This window comes from Bradyrhizobium sp. WSM471, from assembly GCF_000244915.1.
Taxonomy (GTDB): domain Bacteria; phylum Pseudomonadota; class Alphaproteobacteria; order Rhizobiales; family Xanthobacteraceae; genus Bradyrhizobium.
Genome location: NZ_CM001442.1, coordinates 1,550,971 through 1,572,325 on the forward strand (window position 1 = coordinate 1,550,971; position 21,355 = coordinate 1,572,325).

Below are 21,355 nucleotides of genomic sequence, written 5' to 3' on the forward strand. Positions count from 1 at the left end.
ACGCCTCCCTCAACCCGCGCCTTACGGTGCGGCGGATCATCGCTGAGCCGATTCTTGCGCACTACAAGCGCGATCGCGCGACACTCAATGCGCGCGTCACCGAGCTCCTGGAGATTGTCGGCCTGCCGCCGAGGGCGGCCGATCTCTACCCGCATGAATTCTCCGGCGGACAGCGCCAGCGCATCGCGATTGCACGAGCGCTTGCACTCAATCCGCGCATCATCATCCTCGATGAGCCGATCTCGGCCCTCGACGTGTCGATCCGCGCGCAGGTGTTGAATCTGCTGATGGACATCCAGGAAAAGTTCGGCCTGACATACCTCCTGATCGCGCATGATCTCGCACTGGTCGAACATCTGTCGTCGCGTGTGGCAGTGCTCTACCTTGGCACCGTGGTCGAATACGGCCAGAGCAGCAAATCTTTACCGCTCCGAAGCATCCTTACACGCAGGCGCTGCTGGACGCTGTTCCACGTCCCGATCCGGACTACATACCAAAAGCAGCCGATAGCTTCGACGATAGCGGCAGCGCGCTCGAACCGCCCAGCGGCTGTAAGTTTCACCCGCGCTGTCCACATGCGATGGCGGTCTGCAAGTCGGTGAATCCGGCACTCGTGAAACTCACTGACGGCCGCGAGGCAGTCTGTGAGCTCACGAACTGAGTAGAGGTGCGAAGCTCGCCACGGTGCAACGGATCTGCACGTGCCATCCGCTTGCATTTTCACATTCATTCCGATCAGGCATTGGAAGGACCAAGTAAGCTCAAGGCGGATGACAGCCTGATTTCCCGACTGCGGCGCACTCGATTCCGAGTCGATAAACTGCCAAATATGACAGGGGCCCGCAAGAATACTTGGTGGTCTTGGTAATATGGAGTAAATTCGTTAGCTCAGTTGTTGTACCATGTGTCATCGCCCAGCGACCTTTCCGTTCTGTTCCGCAAAGTAGAAGTTACGCGACAACATGGAGCCTACAACGATGGCAGTCGCAAAAGCGCCGCAGGCCTTCCCAAGAACAGAATATCTGCGCAGATTGGCAGCAGTGAAATCGGAAATGGCCCGGCGTGAAATCGATGCACTTATCATTTCGAGTTGGGGCAATATCACTTATCTGACCGGCAACGTGACGCGTATGCTGGCTGTGCATGCGCTTGTCGTCTCGATCCAAGATGAAGAGCCGACTCTTATCGTACGCAAGATGTGCGCGCCAGGAGCAGCTCACCAGAGCTTCATGGCCCGAGAAAAGATTATCGGCTACTCGGAAAATCTGGTAAGTAAGGCAAATACCGACGGCTACGATGCGGTGATTGATTTCCTCCATGACGTCGGTGTGGCGCAGGGCGGGATTGGCCTTGAACAGGGCAACCTAATGGCCCCGGCCGTAGAGAAGTTCATAGGGAAATTGCCGCAGGCCCGGATCGTCGATTGCACGAGAGTGGTGGACTGGATCCGCGGCGTCAAATCAGACCTGGAGATCGCGGTTATGCGCGAGGCTGCCGCGCTTGCTGACGCGGCCGTTATGCGGGCTAGAGACGTTATCCGCCCTGGTGTGCGAGAAGCCGATGCAGCAGTTGAGATCATGGCGGCGCAGGTTAATGGCGTTAAGGGCGGTCCCGCTGCGACCGGATTGCGGCCGCCGTTGATTTCCTCAACCCCGCGCACGGGTACGCCCCATATATTGTGGAGCGAGAGTGTCTTCTGCGATGGCATGCAGATCAACTCGGAAGTCAGCGGAAATCGGTATAACTATCTTGCAGCTCTTATGCGTACCTTCTCAATCGGTGCGCCTGCCGACCGCGTACGCCGTCTACATGATGCGCAGGTCGCTGCTATCGAAACGGCACTCGATCTCATCCGACCTGGACGCACTTGCAGTGAGGTCGCGCACGCCATGTACAGCGCGATTGAGAAGCACGGCTTTCCGAAGGAATCGCGATGTGGCTATTCCATTGGCATCGAAAATCAATTCACTGCTTGGATTGAACCGACCGCAAGTTTTGGCAGGGAAGATATGACTGTTCTCCAGACCAACATGACCTTTCATCTGATGCTCGGTAACTGGGTTGAGGAGGAGTTCGGCGTTACGGTGAGCGAAACAATCCGCGTAACTGACACGGGTGTTGAGGCGCTGACTTGTGCGCCGCGCGAGCTCTTTGTACTCTAGTGTCCTGAACCAGAAGTTCCAGGATCACGTCGTGTTTGCTGGGGCATCGTACTGCTGGAAGGTTGGATGGAAGCGCGCATGTCATCGGCGGACTTGGTCCATCGGCTGAGTTGGATGCGCGTCTGATCTGGACGCATTGGCAGCGTCGGGCTGACTGCGAACCGGCGCCTGGATTGGGCGTCTCACCCAACATCGGACGACAGCGTGCTCCGGCGGCAAGACGCAGACGTCGCTCACTTTGGCCACGAAGTGTGGATCGCTTAACAGCTTGAACGTCACCAGCCAGGGAGGCTGGGCCCTGAATGCCAACAGCGACAGCGCCCTGGGCTTTGGGCCGCTGCGACGTGCCTGCGATGGATGTGAAGTCGCTCCATGACATGCGGCAAACTTTGATTGCGCTGAGATAGGGCGGCTCGGAGAACGGGGTTTTAGAACGAGCCCTCACCAGAGGCGGGATTGCTCACCGGTAAGCTATGATGGATCGCGAGCATAATCTGTCGATGACCAGGCATGGAGGTCTTACAGATCGGCCAGCGGCACCGTTTAGGATCGGCCCCGCGATCGGTGCAGGATGCCGATCTCGCGATCAGGCGGCGGCTCAACCGGCTGCATGGGGTTACGGTTCGCCGCATGCTGAAAGATCTGCCCATCGAGCTGTCCCGCCGGCATGTAAGGACGCTGACGCGGCGGATGCGGCTCGATGCCGGCCCGCATAACAAAGCCCGAGCCGGCCCAAGATCCCAAGATCTAACCGAACCTGTTGCGCGGATTCGAGATCACGCAATCGAACCAAGTTTGGGCGATGGACATCACCTATATCCCGACGGCGTGCGGATTCGTCTATATCGCTTTGGGTGCTGGACTGGGCGGCGCCCAACACCGCTCAAGCTGGCAATTACGAGTTTTCATCAGCGCGCTCGCTAACTGCGGCATCGCCATCAGCATGGAGGACGGGGACACATAGCGGGTCGCGAGCGGCCATGAAGCAGAGTCAGATATGCGGATTCCGGGGCTTATGACAGTGATCGAGACGCGCAGCTTCGATGGATGTACATCTCGAGACTTTTGACGGCAGCACGCCGGACTGCCCACTTCGGCCGCTGCCGCCTGCTGCGTTTTCGCCCTGATCAATTGAGGCGGACGTCGAACTGCTCGTCGGCTGCCGGAACTATCGTCCGATCGCCAAAGAGAGAGGCTAACGCCACCATTTGCCTTGAAGGTCGACCTGTAGTTCCGGCGTGCTAAGGACGGCGAACACTGTGCGGCTACCAATACCTACGAGCGATCGTACCCTGCAAGACTAGCGGCGTAGCAGCTTGGTCGCTGATTGAGGCAAATTGTCGTGCGCGTCGCGCTTGCGAATGATTGGCTCGACGCACCTGCGTCGCGCCTGGCGTTTGGCTAAGACGTGCGTGCATCGGTTGAATGCCAACTCGTTCCATGAGCCGTTTAACTGTCGAAGCAAGAACTCGGTCCTGCCCTCAAAAACGTCGTCGGGTGGACGCGGAGCTCGGAAGCCGGGAGCCACACGTCAATTCGCATCAGAGCAGCAGCAATACGGATCGAAATCGAAAAGCACAACGTTGCGGAGGCCGAGCGCGAGCTTGATTGCGCCGGGGTTCCCTAGCCCGGCGCCAGATGATTGCCGGGAGGAAGATCTCGCATATTTCAGCGCTACTAAGCCCGATCTCATGCTAAGCGTCGGGCGGATTGGACGTTTCGGTCATTTGAAGTGTCGAGCTGACAAAGCACGCCTGCTAAATCTGAGATGCAGGCGAGCTTCAGCGCCAGCGCTTCTCTTCAGTGTCATAGGCGCCGGCACACGGATCTTTCACGGCGGTCAGCTCTCGTTTGAGCACTTTGTTGCTGGAGGTAGTTCGGGGTAGTGCGCGAGTGAAGGCGATGTACCGCGGCACCTTGAAGGAAGCAAGTCGCGCACGAGCATGATCGAGAATGCGGTGCATGATCAGATCGTCCGGCGTGATCCCTTTCCTCAGTTCAACGAAAATCTTAGCCTCCTCCCCGCGCTTGAGATCGTGAACGGGCACGGCAGCCACATCGGCAACTTCTGGAATTTCGCGGATGACAGCCTCCACCTCGCGTGCCGCGATGTTCTCGCCCGAGCGGCGGATCATGTCCTTAATGCGGCCCACCAGCCAATGAAAGCCGAGGTCATCTCGGCGCATCAGATCACCCGTTTTAAACCATTCGCCCTCAAACAAGGCGGCATTTGCTTCCGGCTTATTCCAGTAGCCCTCAAAAATCCCACGCCCTCTCACCCACAACTCACCAATCTCACCGATTGACGTAGGGTTGCCGCCCTCGTTCATCAGGCGCAGTTCCCTAAAGGGCGCGCGAATACCCACGGACCCAAAGGGCGCCAATTCGTCGAGCTGGCTCGTCGTTAGTGTGCCGAAGCCGATTTCCGTCATCCCGTAAGCATCTTGAGTGCGCACCCGAAAGCGCTTTCGAAAGTCACGTGTGGTTTCAGGACTGGAGCCCCAATTCAAGGTGTGCTTCAGGCTTGTTGGCCCGGCTTCGCCAGCGACTTCGGCCTGGCGCGCGATGAGCTCGGTAACTTGGCACCATTCGATATGGTGCTGCTTGACCCAACCGATGAAGCGCGTTGAGCTGAGCTGCGGAGCCAAGAAGAGCGTCCCACCCTGTCGATACGATCTCAGAAGATCCCCTTGCGGATCGCCATAGAAGAAGGGTTTCGCAGATAAATACCTTCGGTATGGCTGCTCGTCCCAGCACAGCCCCTGATACGAGCTCACGCCCCAGTAGTCGTGGGTCAACATGCAGCCCTTCGGAAAGCCCGTCGTTCCCGACGTATACTGAATGTTCAATAGGTCATCTGGGCGGATGTCCTCATCTATCGGAGAGTCATCAGCGCTCTTAAGCAGTTTCTCGAGAGTGGTCGTGCTCTCAGAGGGGGGCTCTCCTGCCAGTATTATTCGACCCTTCGCGAGGTGTTCCGGCCAAGGCTCCATCGACGAAAATACCGGCCACAGGCTCCCTTGGACAACGGCGAAGCTCGACTGTGTATCGGTGAGAACGTATTCGATCTCCCGCGGTGTGTATCGCATGTTAATCGGGACCATGACCGCACCGAGTTTCGCAATCGCGAACCACAGGATGGGGAATTCGATGCAGTTTGGCAACATTACCCCAATGCGATCGCGCTTGCGTACGCCAAACGCACGCAGCGCATGCGCGAGTTTGTTGGACAACTTGTCCATCTCCGAGTAAGTCGCGCGCTTGCCGCTCTCGAAAACATCGATGGCAGTTGTTGGCCCGTGCGTTCTCGCCCGCGTCGAAACCAGCTGACCAATAGTAATAGTTTCATACGCCGTTTCCATGGCCTCTAACTTCGACAACACATTTGCGACGCACTTTTGCAGCTCCGGCGACCTCAACTTTGGAGGGATCATCAATGGACTCCTTCTTTTCAGGGGCAAAGAATACTGAGAACGCGCGTGCCCTCTACGGTGACAAGCTTCCGATCGCGAGGGCTGAATAAGCCGGTCCAGCAGCCGGGTGACGGAGAAGCGCTCTTGGATAACGCCACCGCAGCATGCGCCTTAACATTATAGCGCATAGCTCGCACCGGGTGGAACGGCGCACCGGAATGATGCGAATGTTTTTGGACCGTCCAGAGCACCGCCATTCAAGTTAACTTCCCATTGCTGCACCTGATCGTAATCATCAGCCTCATAGTGGGCACGACTAGGCGAGTACATCATCACGGAGGATCGAGACACTACCTACTCTGGCGAGGAGCATGAAGTTGCTCTTTCATGTAGCCAATAATGAGCGATGAAGAGGCGCCGTGAGTTCAAGGTCGAAGCGGTCTCACATCTGAAGGAGAGGCCGATGGCCGCTTAGGACGCGCGTAACCAGCACGTCGACATGAACATTCTCCACATTGGATGAAGCCCTGTGACGTCGATCCGCCGCAGGCGTTTCCCGGTAATCATCAGAATAAACCCCAAGCAGCAGGAGATTAAACGGCTGCGCCTCGGCCCCATGACCGGCAAGCAGAACGCCAATACTTCGGACCAGCCGAAGAATCGTGGCCGCTCCTGCGGCTGAGTACTCATCATTTCACGGGATTGCTGGCCAGATGATATCTATTTGCCCTTCCGTGGACTGCGTGTGCTGGTGGTCCGCGTGAGGCAGCATTACGAACGTCTGAAGCTGCTCAAGGGCTGGAAGAAAAACATCTGAGGTCTGCCGAGTACTGCATCTTGCCCTCCCAAACGATCCTGGCCAAAGCATTTGGATCGGATTTCCGGGGTGAGTGGACTGTCAGAGTGGCGGCCGCTTGGCCAGGGCGCACTGTCGCCGTCGCGCTGATACCGAAAGTGGCAATTTGCAGAAATTAGCGAGATGAACCGCGATTTGGTGCGCGGCAAGTACGCTGGCACCGATTAGACCGACCAGCAGCGCGGCTGCTGAGAATAGGCTCTAGCCGACCAGGACGGCAAATTGAGATCGGAGTTCCGATCACCATTAACTGGCGCATAAGGGCCACTTAACGCGCCAGAAGTTATCAAGCAGGTTGCGCACATAGTGCTGATGCACAACGATACCACAAACATTCCGCAGTTCACCAAGCTGGTTGCGAGGCTTGCACCAAACAATTGGTCGTGTCCCCAGGGATGTTGTAGCTCGGTGGAGCAAAGCCGCCCGGACGCGCGTTACCGATAGCGCCCAGCGGGCGGGCGGCTGCGGTAGTCACCCGCAGTTCTCTGGTAGGATCGGGTTGCGACAGGCCAACGCAACCGAGGACCCCACCAATGACCGACGATATGATGAACCTGCGCACGGTTGTAGAGAAGACCCCCGAGGCCGATCTGCTGCGCGAGATGATTGGCTTTGCCGCCCAGCGCCTGATGGAGCTGAAAATCGAAAGCCAGACCGACGCAGCTTACGGCGAGAAAAATCCAAACGCCTGGCCTAGCGCAACGGTTACCGCGACCGGATCTGGGAGACCGGTGCCGGCGCGGTCGAGCTGCGCACCCCCAAGCTGCGCAAGGGCTCCTACTTCCCGGGCTTCCGGGAGGCTCGCCGGATGGCCGAGAAGGCGCTCACCGCCGTGGTGCAGGAGGGTTATGTGCAGGGCGCTCGACCCGCTCGGTCGACGATCTGGTACAGGCCATGGGCATGATCGGCATCTCCACGAACCAGGTCAACCGTCGTCCAGCAGCAATGTCTTAGGCAAAGGCGGGAGACTGGTAAAGTTAAACATCTTAGGTGGGCAGTTGCTGGTGCTGGATATGATCCCTTGCCAATACTAACAGCGAGGCTGTCGCATTCACGACGAATGTCGCGATTCCAACAGTGTTCGTTGCGTTGGCATTAGATCTGCGGATGTCTCAATTGCTTGTCACTGTGCGAGATTTCGTGATCGCAGTGACTGGTACGACACTTGCTGGATTGCTTCAGGTCCGTCCGCCCGGAAAGAAGCACATGCACAGTCGCTCCATCAAGCGAGTATCCGACCGGGAGAAAGAGCGCCTCGCAGCGCGTGACGAAAAGTATGCTTGTTGCATTCGGTCGAGAACTTCGCAAGCAAGAGGGACCCGAAGTGGCGCCGAAATCCCCCCCGACAAGTTCAGTCAAACCACGCAGTACCGGCCTGCCTAAATCGGCGGCGCGAGGCGCCAAATGGACTTATTTAGCTTCGTCGAATGTGCAAAACAAACGCGATCTCTCAAGGCGTTATTCGATCTTCTTGTGAGCTGTTCGAGCGAACAGGGCTTCAGTCAAGTGGCTTACGGGTCACTGACCGACACGGGGCCGGCTCGCCTGCCAGAGTATCTCCGAGCCGCGGTGACGGTGAACTTTCCTTCCGATTGGTGTGAGCGCTATTCTGAACGCAGGTACAATGCCATCGATCCCGTGGTTCGGCGGACGACTATGCTATCGGCGCCGTTTCTATGGGATCGACTCGCCGAGCAACATCAATTGCAACCGGGCGAAACGCGTGTGTTGAATGAGGCCAGAGAGGCCGGCCTGAAGCATGGCGTGACCGTACCACTGTTTGGACCATTTGGACGGCTATCCGTCGTATCGTTTGCGTCCAGCTTCGACGATGCCGACCCTGAGCATCGTCTCAGTCATCTGAACGCATTGGCTTGGCAGTTTCATCATGCGTTTGCAGAGATCGCGCCTTCATCGGAGGGCACATGCCAAATGCAAGTGGCTCTATCCGAGCGAGAGAAGGACTGCCTCCGGTGGGTCGAGGAGGGAAAATCATCCTGGGAAATCGGGGTAATTCTGAAGGTCAGCGAGAATACGGTCAACTTCCACCTCAAGAACGCAATGCGAAAGCTAGAGACGAACAGCCGTACCCACTGCGTCGTCAAGGCGATTCGCCACGGTCTTATTTGAATTGACCTACGCGACGCGGGGAGGCGAGCAATGTCACCTCTGGACAACGGCTGCGAGCGGCGTGTTCATTCCGATATCGCCTTAGATGCAGCCGCTGTTGACATTAATAGGCTGGCAAGTGGTAAGCGGCGAAGCCGATACCCTTACTTCAGAATTCGAATGGACGTGCGAAGAAGCCTCCGGCTTGGACTAAGGTTTGGGATGGGATTGGACAGCAAAAAGGACGTCCATTTGGCCGGCTCATCGGGAGGGCCGGTGAGCCGGCTGGAGGTCCTTCAAGGACCGTCGGGACGCCGCGTGCGTTCGGAGGCTGAGAGAGCTCGGATCGTCGCCGAGAGTCTGCTACCCGGTGCCCAGGTGTCCGAGGTGGCGCGCAAGCACGGAGCGACACGCTGGCAGATTTGCGATTGGCGACGACGCTTTCGACAGCGAGGCATGTTGGCGCCGTGCGAGGCCTCGCAGTCGACATTCGCGCCGCTGGTCTTGGAAAGCGCGTTGGAGGGGGGCACGTTCCGGCGATCAAGCTTGAGATCGCGATCGGCGACGTCGTGCTGCGGACGGACACAGCCAAAGATGGCGAGCAGCTGTGCCGGGTGATCCGCAGTGCGAGCATCACGATGATCGCGGCCGGTGCCGATCTGAAGATTTAAATCGCGACGCGGCCGATCGACTTCCGCTGTGGCCACGATGGACTTGCGGCGAGGGCGCAGGAGATGCTTTGCCTCGACCCTCTCCGCGGCGCAGCCTTCGTGTTCCGATCGAAACGAGCGGACCGGATCAAGATTTTGGTCTGGGATCGAACGGGCCTGGTGTTAGTTCACAAGCGCCTCGAAGGCTGCAAGTTCGTTTGGCCAAACGATCGCAGACGGCGTGATGCGCATATCGCCAGCGGTGTTCGCAGCCCTGTTCGCAGCCCTGTTCGAAGGGCTGGATTGGAGGTTAGTCCGCCCGGAAGACGCGCGGCGTCCCCAGGAGGCTGGATAACTGCGGCAGATTGACTCGGGAGCTATTTTGAACGGCACAGGCGCAGACGCGCCCTTTAGGGGCAGTCTCTGTGAACGTGAGGTTGAGTGTGGCCCCAGAGCAAAGAGGCCCGTTCAGCGCCAGGTGCCAACTCGAACAGCAGCTTCACAAGATACGGCCTGATCTGCCTGGTTCCGTTTCGGTTTATGACATCCTCGCGCAAGTGAGCTTTTTGGGGGCGGATTGATAGCGACGACATACTAGCCCAGGAGAACGCTTTTGCTTGATGCAGCAAGCGGGCCTTCCCGAGAATGCATAAGGTCGTGTATGGCTCCTGTACAGCAGAGGAGCAGGTCAAAAGCACCCCGGCCTATGGGCCGGGGCTTTCGATCCGCCGTTTGAACGACAGATCAATATTTGAGAAGAGCCGGACGAGCCAAACTTATAGTTGAGCCGTGCCGTCATAAGATCGAAATCATGGCGGATGCGATCGGTCCCACCAAAGGGCTCGCTGAAATCTCCGTGCCGGGCTGCATGAACAGGCGGTCGTACTCGAAACCAACCGACCAGTTCGGTGCGAAGCCGTACTCGATCCCCACCCCCAACATGCCGCCCCAAAGAACGTCTACTCTTCCGAACCTGCGCCCCCGAGAGGGTCGAGGTGATCTGATAGGTGTTGCTCGTGACTGCGGCGCCGCCTTTGGCGTAAAGCAGTACGTTATCGACGGTATAGTGATCTGCGCGTCATCAGACCGAACGCATCAATCTTGGTCTGGAGGATATCGGCAAACTGGATGCTTTGATTGGATCCGGTCAAATCAGCCCAGTTCCCCTGGCGTTCAACACCCAACACGATCTGGCCTATCTGCCATCGATAGCCGATCTGGCCGCCCCCGCTACCGCCTGTCGCATCATGGCAGCCCTCGGGCGTGCCGCCAAGGTAATCCCAGCAATTCGCGCTTGACCCCAAGCCACCGTTCACGCCGAGATAGTAGCCGCTCCAGTCGTAGATTGCAGCCGCGACAGGCAGCGGAGCTGTGGTGTAGAGAGGCTGGACGGGCTGCGCAGCCAGATCCGCGCCGAATGCGGGCGCACCGCGCCAAGCACCACAATGCTCACAGTCGCAAGCAACAAGTTCTGCATTTCTACTTTCATCTCTTCAGTGCCCCGAGCCTCGTGTGTCTTAACAACGTCGGAGCGAATTGCTGTAACTGCATCACAATATTCGGGCGAAAGAAATGTTCGAATCGAACGCTGCGTCAGGTTGCGGCTTTGCAGATCATCTCCAACCGCGTCGTAACGCTTGGTCGCGTGGGAACATAGATACTAGATAGCTTACGTGTTGAAGAAAAGCGGGCTGCTGATCTCAGCGGATTAAGCGCACCGCAAGCCAGATGATGCCCAGCCACACCGCAACCGAGAAGAGCAAAGCGCTTTGCAGCGTTCTTGCTCTTATCCTGTGACGCCATCGAAGGAGCTGCGATGGGCAACCGGTGAAGCGCCGACCCCGTACAACAGCTATCACTTCATCGTAATCTGTGAACCGGAAGTGACAGCGATGCTTGCGAATATACGCAAGCCGCTCAGTGGGTGAGAGGCACTGTGCCCACACCTCCCATGCCTCATCATCAAAACACGCGCTATTCTCAAGGACGTCGGCGAGGCGCTCGTCAGGTCTCATGATGCATCCGCTGTACTGACTATCGCGGATCGAGTTCTAGGAAGGAAGCCTCACCTTCGAAACCTCTCAGTTTAGGTAGGCTTGTTCAGCGAATCGAACTCGGCAGGATGCATTGGTCACGGTCAACGCGGCGTTGAGTCTGACGCGAGATGAAGTTCGAAAGCCATGCAGGGCTCTGGATCTCTCTTCTCGTCCAGTGCGGACCGCGACGGGCATCGAAGCGCTGCAGACGCGCTAGCAGAGTGAAAGGTGCTCCTTGTCGACGCTGCCGCAATCGTGATAGCCGTCGCATGAAGTTCAAGCGCTAGTTCGCGTGCAAGACCTATCGTCTCCGCCTTGCGCATCGCCGCTAATTGGAATTCTGTCCGACAGTGGCTTCCGCACTTGCTAAGATCACACAGATGTACGTTGTTAGGCCGGGGGCCGGTTGCGAAACCACCGCCGCCGATTCGACGGTCCGTGAACGGACGCCTCGCAGTCTTCACTGCTCAGTGTCCCGGGTCAAGAGTTGCGATCAGTCACAAGTTACCCGTGCTGTTGGGATTGTCTCCGCGCGAGCACGCGCGTCGCCGCCACTCTGCCTTGCGAATCTGTGGCGGCGGAGAGCGTTCGCACTCGCGTGGCGGATCGGAAACTTCCTTCTTTGAGCAGGGCCGAATGCAGCGTTAGGAACCACGGCGTGCGGGAACTCGGAGCGGCGGCGGAGCAGAAGTGCCGGAATGAAAGAGAGCACCATTGAGCCGGGCGCGCTCACGTCGCTTGCGGGACCGCCAGCTGCGCACACTGTAGCCTAATCCAAAGCCGCCGAAGGAAGATCATAGTCAGAAAGAGGAGTGCTGTCGTCATCTTGATGTCTAAACCAGAGGATTGCTTTGATGTGTTACGCCGCACTCCGGCCATCGGTGGTTAACTAGTTGGTCGGCGCGAGGCGGCGGATCCCTACTTCCTACAACGTGACGCCACGTACGATTCAAGTCCCTTCGGCTACTCCAGCCAAAATGTATCCTAACGCGAGTTGCCCTGGAGCAGCAGTGCTGCGCGAGCCAGACATAGACTGATGCGCGGAGCGGCCGACGCCATGATCGTTGCAGGAAACCACATTAGTTATGGCTGATACCTGGGCGGATTCAAACGGTCGTCGCAACACCAGGAGTTTGGAGGTTGCGATGAACGTTGTAAGGCGCAGATCGGCGCGGTCAGGACGAGCCCCATTGCCGTCGCCAGGACGGCCCTCTGTTGCCGGGCGCGATGAACAGAATAAATTTTGGCGGGCGATTGCCGCTGGGTTAAGCAGCGAAGATGCTGCACTCGAAGCCGGATTGTCACAACCTATCGGAAGCAGATTATTCCGAAAGGCGGGCGGCATGCCACCAGCGATGTTCAGATCTTCGGCAAAGGCACTGTCCGGGCGGTATCTCTCGTTGAATGAGCGCGAGGAGATCGCACTTCTCAAGGTGCAGGGCCATTCCATACAGGAGATTGGACGTCGCCTGGGGCGGGCTGCTTCCACAGTCTCCCGTGAACTGCGGCGCAACGCGGCCACTCGCGGCGGCGGGTTGGAGTATCGGGCAATAACTGCCCAATGGCATGCGGATCGATCCGCCCGCCGGCCTAAGCCGACCAAGCTTGCGCTCAATGCAACCTTGCGCACTTATGTGGAGGAAAGACTTGCTGGCGGCGTCGTAGCCCCGACCGGCGCTCCCGTTCCTGGTCCCGCCGTTCCGTGGAAGGGGCGGCGGCATGGCCAGCGCAAGGATCGGCGATGGGCCAAAGCCTGGAGCCCTGAGCAGATTGCTCGACGCTTGCCGATCGACTTCCCGGACGACAAGACGATGCGCATCAGCCACGAAGCTATCTATCAAGCCCTCTTCGTTCAGGGCCGTGGCGCGCTACGCCGCGAGCTGACGGCCTGCTTGCGAACAGGGCGTGTGTTACGGATGCCCAGAGCGCGCGTACGCAGGCGAGGCAAGGGCTTTGTCTCGCCGGAGATCATGATCAGTGAGCGCCCTGCTGAAGCTGCCGATCGAGCAGTGCCGGGACATTGGGAGGGGGACCTTATCCTCGGTCTTGGCAGCTCGGCAATCGGCACGCTGGTCGAGCGCACGACGCGCTTTACGATGCTCTTGCACCTTCCACGGTTGGCGGGGCATGGCGAAGCTCCGCGCGCGAAGAACGGGCCAGCCCTTGCGGGACATGGGGCCGAAGCCGTGCGCGACGCGATCACGCGCACCATCATCACTTTGCCCGAAGAGCTGCGCCGTTCGCTAACCTGGGATCAGGGAGCCGAAATGGCTCAGCACGATCGTCTCAAGATCGATGCGGGTATCCAGGTCTACTTCTGCGACCCGCAAAGCCCATGGCAGCGCGGCACTAACGAGAACACCAACGGGCTGCTGCGGCAGTACTTCCCGAAAGGCACGGACCTGAGCATCCACAGCGCCGAAGAGATATCCGCTGTGGCAGCGGCCCTCAATGCCCGACCGCGGAAGACACTAGGCTGGAAAACGCCGGCGGAGGCGCTTGACGATCTTCTGTTATGAGTGAAAGTAACTGGTGTTGCGACGACCGTTTGAATCCGCCCTGTGGGGTTTGGTCAGAGTGGTGCGCTTCGTTCGGCGGCTTGCCTCATCCGCCGGGGCGCAACGGAGAAGACTTTCTGTCGGAGCTGAAACGTGGACGAGACTAGCCATCTCACTGCGCAGTCGGCGCGCTGTTACAACGCCTGGACTATTTGCGTCGTGGCAGCCGCAGGCGGTCGCATTGCAGTGCAAGGGATGCCGCACTCATCCGCTGGGACCGAGGGCCTGAAGTGCAGGATTCTTACCTTGAGGATGCCAAAGAAGTGGTCCTGCAACCTGTCCCGCGGCCTGCCAGTTGACGAGACGAATCTGTAGGAAAAGGAGGCTGCCTGTATAGACATCGCTCGGCGATCAGGGACCGCCGGTTATCAAAACTAGGGCGATGTCTTCTTAACACCCGTTCGGGCAAACTTAACCTGCGCCTTAAGCAGAATTCCGCCAGGCGCTAGGCGGAACCTCGATTTGATTTGAAGAGGAAGAGTTGAACGTGTGATCAGAGCCAAGAACGCAGGCGCCATGATTTGGGTCGGACTTGACTTCACGTGTCGTTCCCCGAGCTAGAACAAGTTTGGCGATTTGCGTACGATTGGCGATAGTACGGCGATCTGGCGGTAAAGCTGCGATTGCCTCGTCGAAATGCTTAGCCGAGGTCACCGCGTTTTTCTGCTGGGGACTGTTCGCCTGCCGGCGCTCGCCTCGCCTATTGCGCCGAGTTCCAGTTTTGCCGCGACCAGTTCGCTTGTGAGTTCGTCGAGCAGCTTGACCGCTCCGAGCGCGAATTTGTCCTGGCAGATTAGTTGAGCCACGACCTCCAATTGGAGAGCGATGCGGTGCTCAAGGTGCTGAATGCGCGACGTGCAAACAATCTCCTTCGGTTTATCGGCTTTGGGGGCGGAGTACAAAAATGTGCCATGCCTTCCATTTTCGTCGGGCAAATCTGGCGGTCTGCGCGAGAGCCAGTCGCTGTTGGTCAAGGTACAGAGCGCATAGGCTTTCATCGGCAGCAACAGGAAGATGTTGATCGGGGGTGTGCAGCGAGAAGCCCGAGAAATCGAGGCTCGCCGGCACGAAGGGCCGCGACGCTGCATCGAATCATGGTCATCGCGACGATGGTCAGACCGGTCCACCAGGGCACGCTGTCCGCGAGCGCGAGCTGTGCGAGCGCGGCAATCGATCAGATGGCGAGCAGCAGCGGCCCAAGGTTCTGTCCGAGCACATCGAGTGTGAGGTATCGGTCGAGGCCGGGCAGCAGGTGCAAACCGAGCAGCGTGTCGCGGTAGGTGCTCCGCGCCAGCGGAGCTGTTGCCGCAGATAGGGCAAGAGCTTGTCCGGGACCACCGTGGCGGCGATGGCGTCCGGAAGGTACTCGGCTCGAAACCCTGCCTTGAGCATGAGGATCGTCAGATGGCGGTCCTCACCGAAGTCGCTCGGCTTTCCCCGGAAGAACTGCGTCTCGTATTGCTCGAGCAGCAACATGAGTGCGGAACGGCGGTACACGGCACACGGCCGTCAGCAGCACATGACGGCACCAAAGCGCGTCTGCGCCACGCGCTCCTCGTTGCAAGCCAACCAGTACTCCATGTCGATCAATCGGGTCAGCCAGCTGTCGTCCCGGTTGCTGGCCTTCAATTGGCCCATGGCCGCGCCGACGGCTGGATTCTGCATCTTGCGCACCAGCTTGCTGACCACGTCGCTGTCGATTTCCGTGTCGGAGTCGACGTTGAGCACGAGATCGCCGAATGAGCGGCGAATCGCTGCGATCTGCGCCTTGCGTTTTCCAACATTGCTTGGCAGCAGAATGATAGTGAATCTCGGGTCATACGCGTAGCTCGCATGGACCGCGGCCACCGCGCCGACATTTGCAGAGCCGTCATCGACCACATAGACCTGTAATCGCCCTGGGTAGTCCTGGCTTGCGATAGACTTCAGGCAGGCCGCCAGCGTGCGCGGGTCCTCGTTGAAGCAAGGCACGATGACATCCACGCTGGGCAGAGCATCGGCGTCGAGCGGGTCGTACGGCGGCAGTGGAGCGTCGCTTCGCAGCGCATAAAGCGCCTGCGCGCTCTTATGTGCCGCGCGGCAATTAGGATGGAAGCGTAGCGTCAATCAGGATGAGAGAGCTTCGCCGGGCTCGTGACGCAGGGAGGGCGTAGCCCGACCGGAGTTACGAGCCCGGCGTCGGCGCGATCCAACAGGGGCCGCGCCGACTGGTGATCGCGGCCGGCCGGTTATGCAAGTGGTTCTTCCGCCAAGAGGAATCACTCGCGTGTGCCCGGCCGACACATCAATGATCACCAGATGAGGCTCTACATGAAGTACCGTCAGATCGATAGCCCGCCAGTGGCCGCTGCCAAGCCGTCGTTCAGTCCGTCAACTGCGTATCGGATCGAGAAGCATCCCCGCCTGCCATCACAGAAGGTTGGGCGCGGCCGTCGCCGGCCGGACCCGTTGGCCGACGTGTTTGAGACAGAAGTGGTGCCGATGCTCAAGGCCGCCTCCGGCGTGCGGTCCGTGGCCATCTCCGAGGAGATGCTTCGACGCCATCCTGAGCTGGGGGCTGGAATCCGCCGCACGCTGGAGCGCCGGATCCGCGCCTCGTGGGCGATCCACGGCGAGGAGCAGGAGATCATCTTCCGCCAGACCCACGAAGTGGGCCAAGTCGGCCTGTCCGACTTCACCGGCATGGGCGAACTCGGGATCACGATCGCGGGCGTGCCGCTCGATCATCGCCTCTATCACTTCCGGCTGGCCTATTGCGGGTTTGAGCACGCCCATGTCGTGCTCGCTGGCGAGAGCTTCGTCGCTTTGGCCGAAGGGCTGCAACGCCCTGTGGTCGCTCGGTGGGGCACCACGGGAGCATCGGACCGACATCCTGTCCGCCGCCTTCTGCAATTTCGATCGCAATGCGGGGGGACGATCTGACCCGGCGGTACGAGGACCTCTGCGCCCATTACGGCATGCGACCCTCCCGCAACAATCGCGGCATCGCCCGCGAGAACGGGGCGATCGAGAGCTCACATGGCCAACCTGAGCGGACGATCGCCGATGCGCTGCTGTTGCGCGGCACCGCCGATTTCCATGATCTCGCCGCCTACCGCGGCTGCATCGACGAGGTCGTCAGCCGCCGCAATGCCCGCAACGCCAAGCGGATCGACCACGAGCGCGCCACCCTGCAGGCGTTGCCAGATCGCGGCACCTCGGACTACGAGAAGGTGATTGTCCGCTGACGTCAAGCGGCGGCTTCACCTTGCGCAAGGTGTTCTACACCGTGCCGTCACGCCTGATCGGCCACCAGCTGCGGGTGCGCCTTTACGACGATCGTCTCGACGTGTTCGTCGGCGGCACTCATCTCGTCACCCTGCCGCGTGGGCGGCCCCATCCCAACGGCAAGCACGACCAGGTCGTAGATTATCGGCACGTGATCCATTCGCTGCAGCGCAAGCCGATGGCGCTGCTCAATCTGGTCTACCGTGATCGGCTGTTCCCGCGCGAGGCCTATCGGAGAACCTTCGACTCCTTGCGCGAACGGCTTGCCGACAAGAAGGCTTGCCGGCTCATGGTCGATCTGCTCGCGCTGGCGCATGAGCGCGGCTGCGAGGCCGACCTCGCTGATCAGCTCGCGGCTGACCTTAACGCTGGCCAACGGCCCGACATCGGGGGGCTGCGCGCACACTTCGCGCCCGATCCTGCCTGCGTGCCGCAGGTCATGGTGCAGCTTGCACCGCTCGCCGCCTATGAGTGCCTCATCGGCGCCGCCCAGATCGGTGACGCCGCATGAACACGGGCAACACAGTCGACACTGGGCGCCTCAATCTGTTGCTCAACGAGCTGCGGCTACCCGCCATCAAGGTGCTATGGCCACAATTCGCCGAACAGTCCGATAAGGAAGGTTGGCCGGCGGCCCGCTTCCTCGCCACCATCGCCGAGCATGAGATCGCCGAACGCGGCCGCCGTCGCGTCGAGCGCCATCTCGTCGAGGCGCGGCTGCCCGCCGGAAAGACCTTCGACAACTTCGACTTTGAGGCTGTGCCGATGATCTCCAAGGCGAGGCGCAGGTGACCGCGCTCGCCGCCGGCGATGGTTGGCCTGGCAAGGGCGCCAATCTGCTGCTGTTCGGGTCGCCCGGCGGCGGCAAGAGTCACTTGGCGGCAGCGATCGGCCTGGCCCTTATCGAGAACGGACGGCGCGTCCTCTTCACCCGCACCACCCATCTCGTGCAGAAGCTCCAGGGCGCGGCGCGAGCTCAACCTCGAGGCCGCCATCAATCGTCTCGATCGCTTTGATCTTCTTGTCCTTGACGATCTGGCCTATGTGACCAAGGACCAGGCCGAGACCAGTGTGCTGTTCGAGCTCATCAGCGCGCGCTACGAGCGGCGCTCCATGCTGATCACTGCCAATCGGCCCTTCGGGCGAATGGAACAGGGTCTTCCCGGACCCTGCTATGACGCTCGCCGCCATCGATCGCCTCGTCCACCACGCCACCATCGTCGAGATGAACGTCGAAAGCTATCGCAGGCGCATCGCGCTCGAACGGAAGCGTGGTCCAGGGCGACCACCCTCGCACACGACACTAAAACACTCGCTGATTGACGCTCCGCGACAATCAGAGCGAACAAAACTCTTGCGCGCGACAATCATAGCGGCAATCATCACTTCGCCGCGACACCGACTCGCCATCCTGATTGTCGCGCGCTTCCCATCCAGATTGTCGCGCTATACTTATGGACGCTGGAGAGCAACGCGTAGGAGGCAACAGCAGTGGTGCTGATGGTGGCAAGCAGGCTCATGGGAGTTGATCTATTCAGTGAGGTTGAGGAAGCGACCGGCTTGCAAAGCCACGGTCACTCCAGTGCGGGAATGAGCCGGGCGAGCGCCGACACAGTCTGGTCGCGCCGACCAGCATGAGGGCGGCGTCCCAACTCGTCGGGAGGGCATCCGTCGTGCAGGAGCACGATTGCCCCCGGCCGGACCGAAGCCAGCACTGCGGCAACGATCGCCTCGACGCCGGGACGAGCCCAATCTTGCGGATCGACTGACCAGTGCAGGGCTGCAGTTCGGCCTTCGCCGATGCGGCGAGGGCCTTCCTGGTCCATATCCCATACGGCGCACGCATGTGCCGTGGCCACGAGCCCGCAAAGACACCCCAGTTCCTTGTTGACTCGCAAAGCACTCACGATCGACGCGACGCCGTACGGGTGCGCGTAAGCGCATCCATCCGGGATCAGGCTGCCAGAGCGCTGCACCCAACGATGCCACGCCGCCCTTGTCGCTATTGGCTATTGCTGCGTCGCTGCTGCTAAGGTTGGCCAGAGATTTGAAGGCCAGCTGCCCATGCTGTCTCATGGCTGATGCTGGAGCCAAATTGACGCATGCAAGCAGCTTGCGCGCGCCGGTGGTCCGCTGCTGACGCAATGGGACGTGTCGCACTGCGCCGCCCTTGTCCGGTAGCGAGACCAAGACTTGCCTCTATCTAGACGCAAAGGAGTGATCATGTGCTGACGGCTTGCTCGCCATCCGCACATTGCATTGAAGATCGCGAATACGTCGTCACGCGCCTTATCCTGAATCATCCTTGCTATAGCCGGCGGCTAGCTATGTGGATTCTGAGAATATTGGTAAAATCTATTGTTTTGATGGGAGGTATCCATGCAGCGGAAGGGCCAGGATGAATCCATCAAGGTCGGCTGGGTGAGCCGATCCTCTCGATTCAATTGATCAGGCGCATACCGAAGAATGGCTCAAACATGCCACCTTCGGTCCGGTGAAGGTCATCGCCAAGCATCGAAGCCATCGCGCGAAAACGCGAACCATGATGCTTGAGCTAAATTAGCTCAAGCACTGCTTCTGACGAACAGAGTCGAGCCCACGCCACTGCCCGATGACGACGAGCGGCCGGCCCTTTCGATGAATAAGCTACAGAGCTGAGGGGAATCGCATATTGGCTCGACGCAGAGGACGTTAAAGATGACCGGAGAGAGCCTGCCTCCGGATGCTTGAGACAAACCCGAGCCTGCAGCATTGTGGCAGGTCCCAACCAAGCCTGCCGGCCGCCAGGAGACAGATTCGATTCATCAACTAGCGAGGCGCTGTCGCTCCATTCCACCAGCTTCATAGCTCCTCCGGAGCTCAATCGAAGCGCCGCGGCTAACATCGACCGTGCACAGCCAAGTGTCGCGGCAGGCGATCGGTGGAGCGGGCATGCATCAATGCATCTTGGAATTAGCGCTGCAGATACCGACTTCGCTAAGAGGAACCTGAGTGCGGCGCGGCTCGCCGATCATGAACATTTTCATGGCAAAATCGAGCGACCTGTATGCTCGGTCGCGACCCGCCTGCGGCAAGTCAGGAGTCGCGTCGATCGCGGCGCGCGCGTCGCTCATAATCTTATCTTTTGCGGCAAGAAGCTTCGCGTCTAACATTACATGAAGCATCTCTCTAACGTCAGGTAAGATCGAGCTGTCGCCATCGATCAACTCTCGAAATTTCCAAAACATACGCTCGACTGCTACCATCGACCCGAGGACTGACATCAGTACTGGCGACATCATTGACTATCTCCTTCTCCAGTCAGATTCAGGCGACCATCCCAGCGAAATCAGATCTGTTCCCGTGTGACACCGGCGCGCGAGGCGGCCCTGAGACAGGCGAATGACTGGGATACAACTTCTCTGCTACGCCGCAGGGGCTGAGAGACGCAGGTTGCTCAGGGGAGCTCGCAAAGCGTGCGATTTGCGAGTAAGGCATTTATCTTTCCTTTGCTCCGGGCCGTACCAGGCGCGTGCGGCGGCTCACGTCCAAAACTGACATGGAGGGTGTTTCTGTTTGCCACAATACTGCCAGCGGCATCGGAGTTGGACTTCTCGTGCCAGGCGTTTATGCTTTTCCGCTTGTTCACTGGATGGCTCTGTTAGCCAGGCCGAATGACTGAGTGATCCCGGTCACGCGAAAGTTGGCCTTTCGATATCCCGTTGCCCGGGGCGCCCGCGCGTTTTTTGATTGCATGGGTGCATCGAGATCGAGCCTCCCGATCTGGCGATGGTGTGTTGGTCGCGCGCTACGTCGACCTCGATCGATCTCTTGACTCTCCATCGGCCGTCTGATCGAGCTCAGAAGAGATGCCAACTTAAACACACATATCATTTTCTTGTGCCGGATTCCGTATTTCGGATTGATTCATTCCCGTCTCTCTTACTGTTCTCATCACTGCACGGCTATGCTGTGCAAACCGTGCATTTCACCCACCAGCGGCCACCGCGTTTCTCCGCGCGCAACTTGCCGCGGCGGATCCGAGAGAGCACGGCTTCGGGGCTTATGTGGTTCATCGCTGCGAACCGCTGAACAGTGAGGTAGTCCTCATGCAGAGGTGGAGGGGTGCTAATGCCGTGCGCTGCCAGTAGAATGCGCAGCGAAGCCAACTCCGCCAGCACGATCTCGAGCTTACGCGCGAGCTCCTCCTTCCGGTCGGACCGCTGCCGGGACCGCGTCACGACAGGCCCGCTCGGGCGATAAGCCACATCTTGGATTCGTGTGGAATGCGATCGACGAACTGGCGCGGCAAAGCGGAATGAACG

The 21,355-nt window shown here is 59.3% G+C and carries 10 protein-coding genes and 7 pseudogenes; 13 read left to right on the top strand and 4 right to left on the bottom strand.

Annotated elements, in window-relative coordinates; all coding sequences use genetic code 11:
* Window positions 1-26 precede the first annotated feature (26 nt).
* From BRA471DRAFT_RS39945 to BRA471DRAFT_RS35645, 4 genes and pseudogenes are all read left to right on the top strand, one after another.
* Window positions 27-182 (top strand): annotated as a pseudogene (locus BRA471DRAFT_RS39945) (peptide ABC transporter substrate-binding protein); the annotation flags it as partial.
* A gap of 275 nt (window positions 183-457) precedes the next feature.
* Window positions 458-661, top strand: coding sequence for an oligopeptide/dipeptide ABC transporter ATP-binding protein (locus tag BRA471DRAFT_RS39430; protein ID WP_231171134.1), 204 nt, complete (start codon window positions 458-460; stop codon window positions 659-661).
* A 316-nt stretch (window positions 662-977) separates the two neighbouring features.
* Window positions 978-2,162 carry a Xaa-Pro peptidase family protein gene (locus BRA471DRAFT_RS06995; RefSeq protein ID WP_007605737.1) on the top strand — a complete coding sequence of 395 codons (1,185 nt, stop codon included), beginning with the start codon at window positions 978-980 and terminating at the stop codon, window positions 2,160-2,162.
* Between the two features lie 802 nt (window positions 2,163-2,964).
* On the top strand, window positions 2,965-3,126 hold the full coding sequence (locus tag BRA471DRAFT_RS35645) for a hypothetical protein (protein WP_157233995.1): 162 nt from the start codon (window positions 2,965-2,967) through the stop codon (window positions 3,124-3,126).
* 817 nt (window positions 3,127-3,943) lie between these two features.
* Here BRA471DRAFT_RS35645 and BRA471DRAFT_RS07005 read toward each other — a convergent pair.
* The gene (locus BRA471DRAFT_RS07005; protein ID WP_007605738.1) at window positions 3,944-5,596 is read right to left on the bottom strand and encodes a class I adenylate-forming enzyme family protein; all 1,653 of its coding nucleotides are present in this window, start codon (window positions 5,594-5,596) and stop codon (window positions 3,944-3,946) included.
* A 508-nt stretch (window positions 5,597-6,104) separates the two neighbouring features.
* Here BRA471DRAFT_RS07005 and BRA471DRAFT_RS38005 point away from each other — a divergent pair.
* The 7 genes and pseudogenes from BRA471DRAFT_RS38005 to BRA471DRAFT_RS07030 all read left to right on the top strand — a co-directional run bounded on the left by BRA471DRAFT_RS38005 (window position 6,105) and on the right by BRA471DRAFT_RS07030 (window position 13,745).
* Window positions 6,105-6,257: a hypothetical protein gene (locus BRA471DRAFT_RS38005; RefSeq protein WP_157233996.1), complete on the top strand. Its 153-nt coding sequence runs from the start codon at window positions 6,105-6,107 to the stop codon at window positions 6,255-6,257.
* 707 nt (window positions 6,258-6,964) lie between these two features.
* Window positions 6,965-7,364, top strand: a pseudogene (locus BRA471DRAFT_RS36350) (transposase); the annotation flags it as partial.
* Window positions 7,365-7,835: 471 nt separating this feature from the next.
* Window positions 7,836-8,561 (top strand): LuxR family transcriptional regulator, encoded by a 726-nt coding sequence (locus tag BRA471DRAFT_RS07015; protein ID WP_007605739.1) that lies wholly within the window; start codon window positions 7,836-7,838, stop codon window positions 8,559-8,561.
* Window positions 8,562-8,762: 201 nt separating this feature from the next.
* Window positions 8,763-8,948: pseudogene (locus BRA471DRAFT_RS39435) on the top strand (transposase); the annotation flags it as partial.
* Window positions 8,949-8,968: 20 nt separating this feature from the next.
* On the top strand, window positions 8,969-9,211 hold the full coding sequence (locus BRA471DRAFT_RS39440; protein WP_035973622.1) for a hypothetical protein: 243 nt from the start codon (window positions 8,969-8,971) through the stop codon (window positions 9,209-9,211).
* On the top strand, window positions 9,212-9,559 hold the full coding sequence (gene tnpB, locus BRA471DRAFT_RS40205) for an IS66 family insertion sequence element accessory protein TnpB (RefSeq protein ID WP_083843144.1): 348 nt from the start codon (window positions 9,212-9,214) through the stop codon (window positions 9,557-9,559).
* A gap of 2,812 nt (window positions 9,560-12,371) precedes the next feature.
* A complete protein-coding gene (locus tag BRA471DRAFT_RS07030) occupies window positions 12,372-13,745 on the top strand; it encodes an IS30 family transposase (RefSeq protein ID WP_007605747.1) in 1,374 nt (457 codons plus the stop codon).
* 689 nt (window positions 13,746-14,434) lie between these two features.
* Here BRA471DRAFT_RS07030 and nodC read toward each other — a convergent pair.
* Window positions 14,435-15,890, bottom strand: a pseudogene (nodC, locus tag BRA471DRAFT_RS07035) (chitooligosaccharide synthase NodC).
* A 124-nt stretch (window positions 15,891-16,014) separates the two neighbouring features.
* Here nodC and istA point away from each other — a divergent pair.
* Window positions 16,015-17,562: pseudogene (gene istA / locus BRA471DRAFT_RS07040) on the top strand (IS21 family transposase).
* Window positions 17,559-18,360: pseudogene (gene istB / locus BRA471DRAFT_RS07045) on the top strand (IS21-like element helper ATPase IstB); the annotation flags it as partial. The pseudogenes istA and istB, both read left to right, overlap by 4 nt.
* A 225-nt stretch (window positions 18,361-18,585) precedes the next feature.
* Here the strand turns inward: istB and BRA471DRAFT_RS39450 are convergent.
* A pseudogene (locus BRA471DRAFT_RS39450) lies at window positions 18,586-18,903 on the bottom strand (chitooligosaccharide deacetylase NodB); the annotation flags it as partial.
* 1,084 nt (window positions 18,904-19,987) lie between these two features.
* A complete protein-coding gene (locus BRA471DRAFT_RS07055) occupies window positions 19,988-20,332 on the bottom strand; it encodes a hypothetical protein (RefSeq protein WP_007605750.1) in 345 nt (114 codons plus the stop codon).
* Window positions 20,333-21,355: the final 1,023 nt, after the last annotated feature.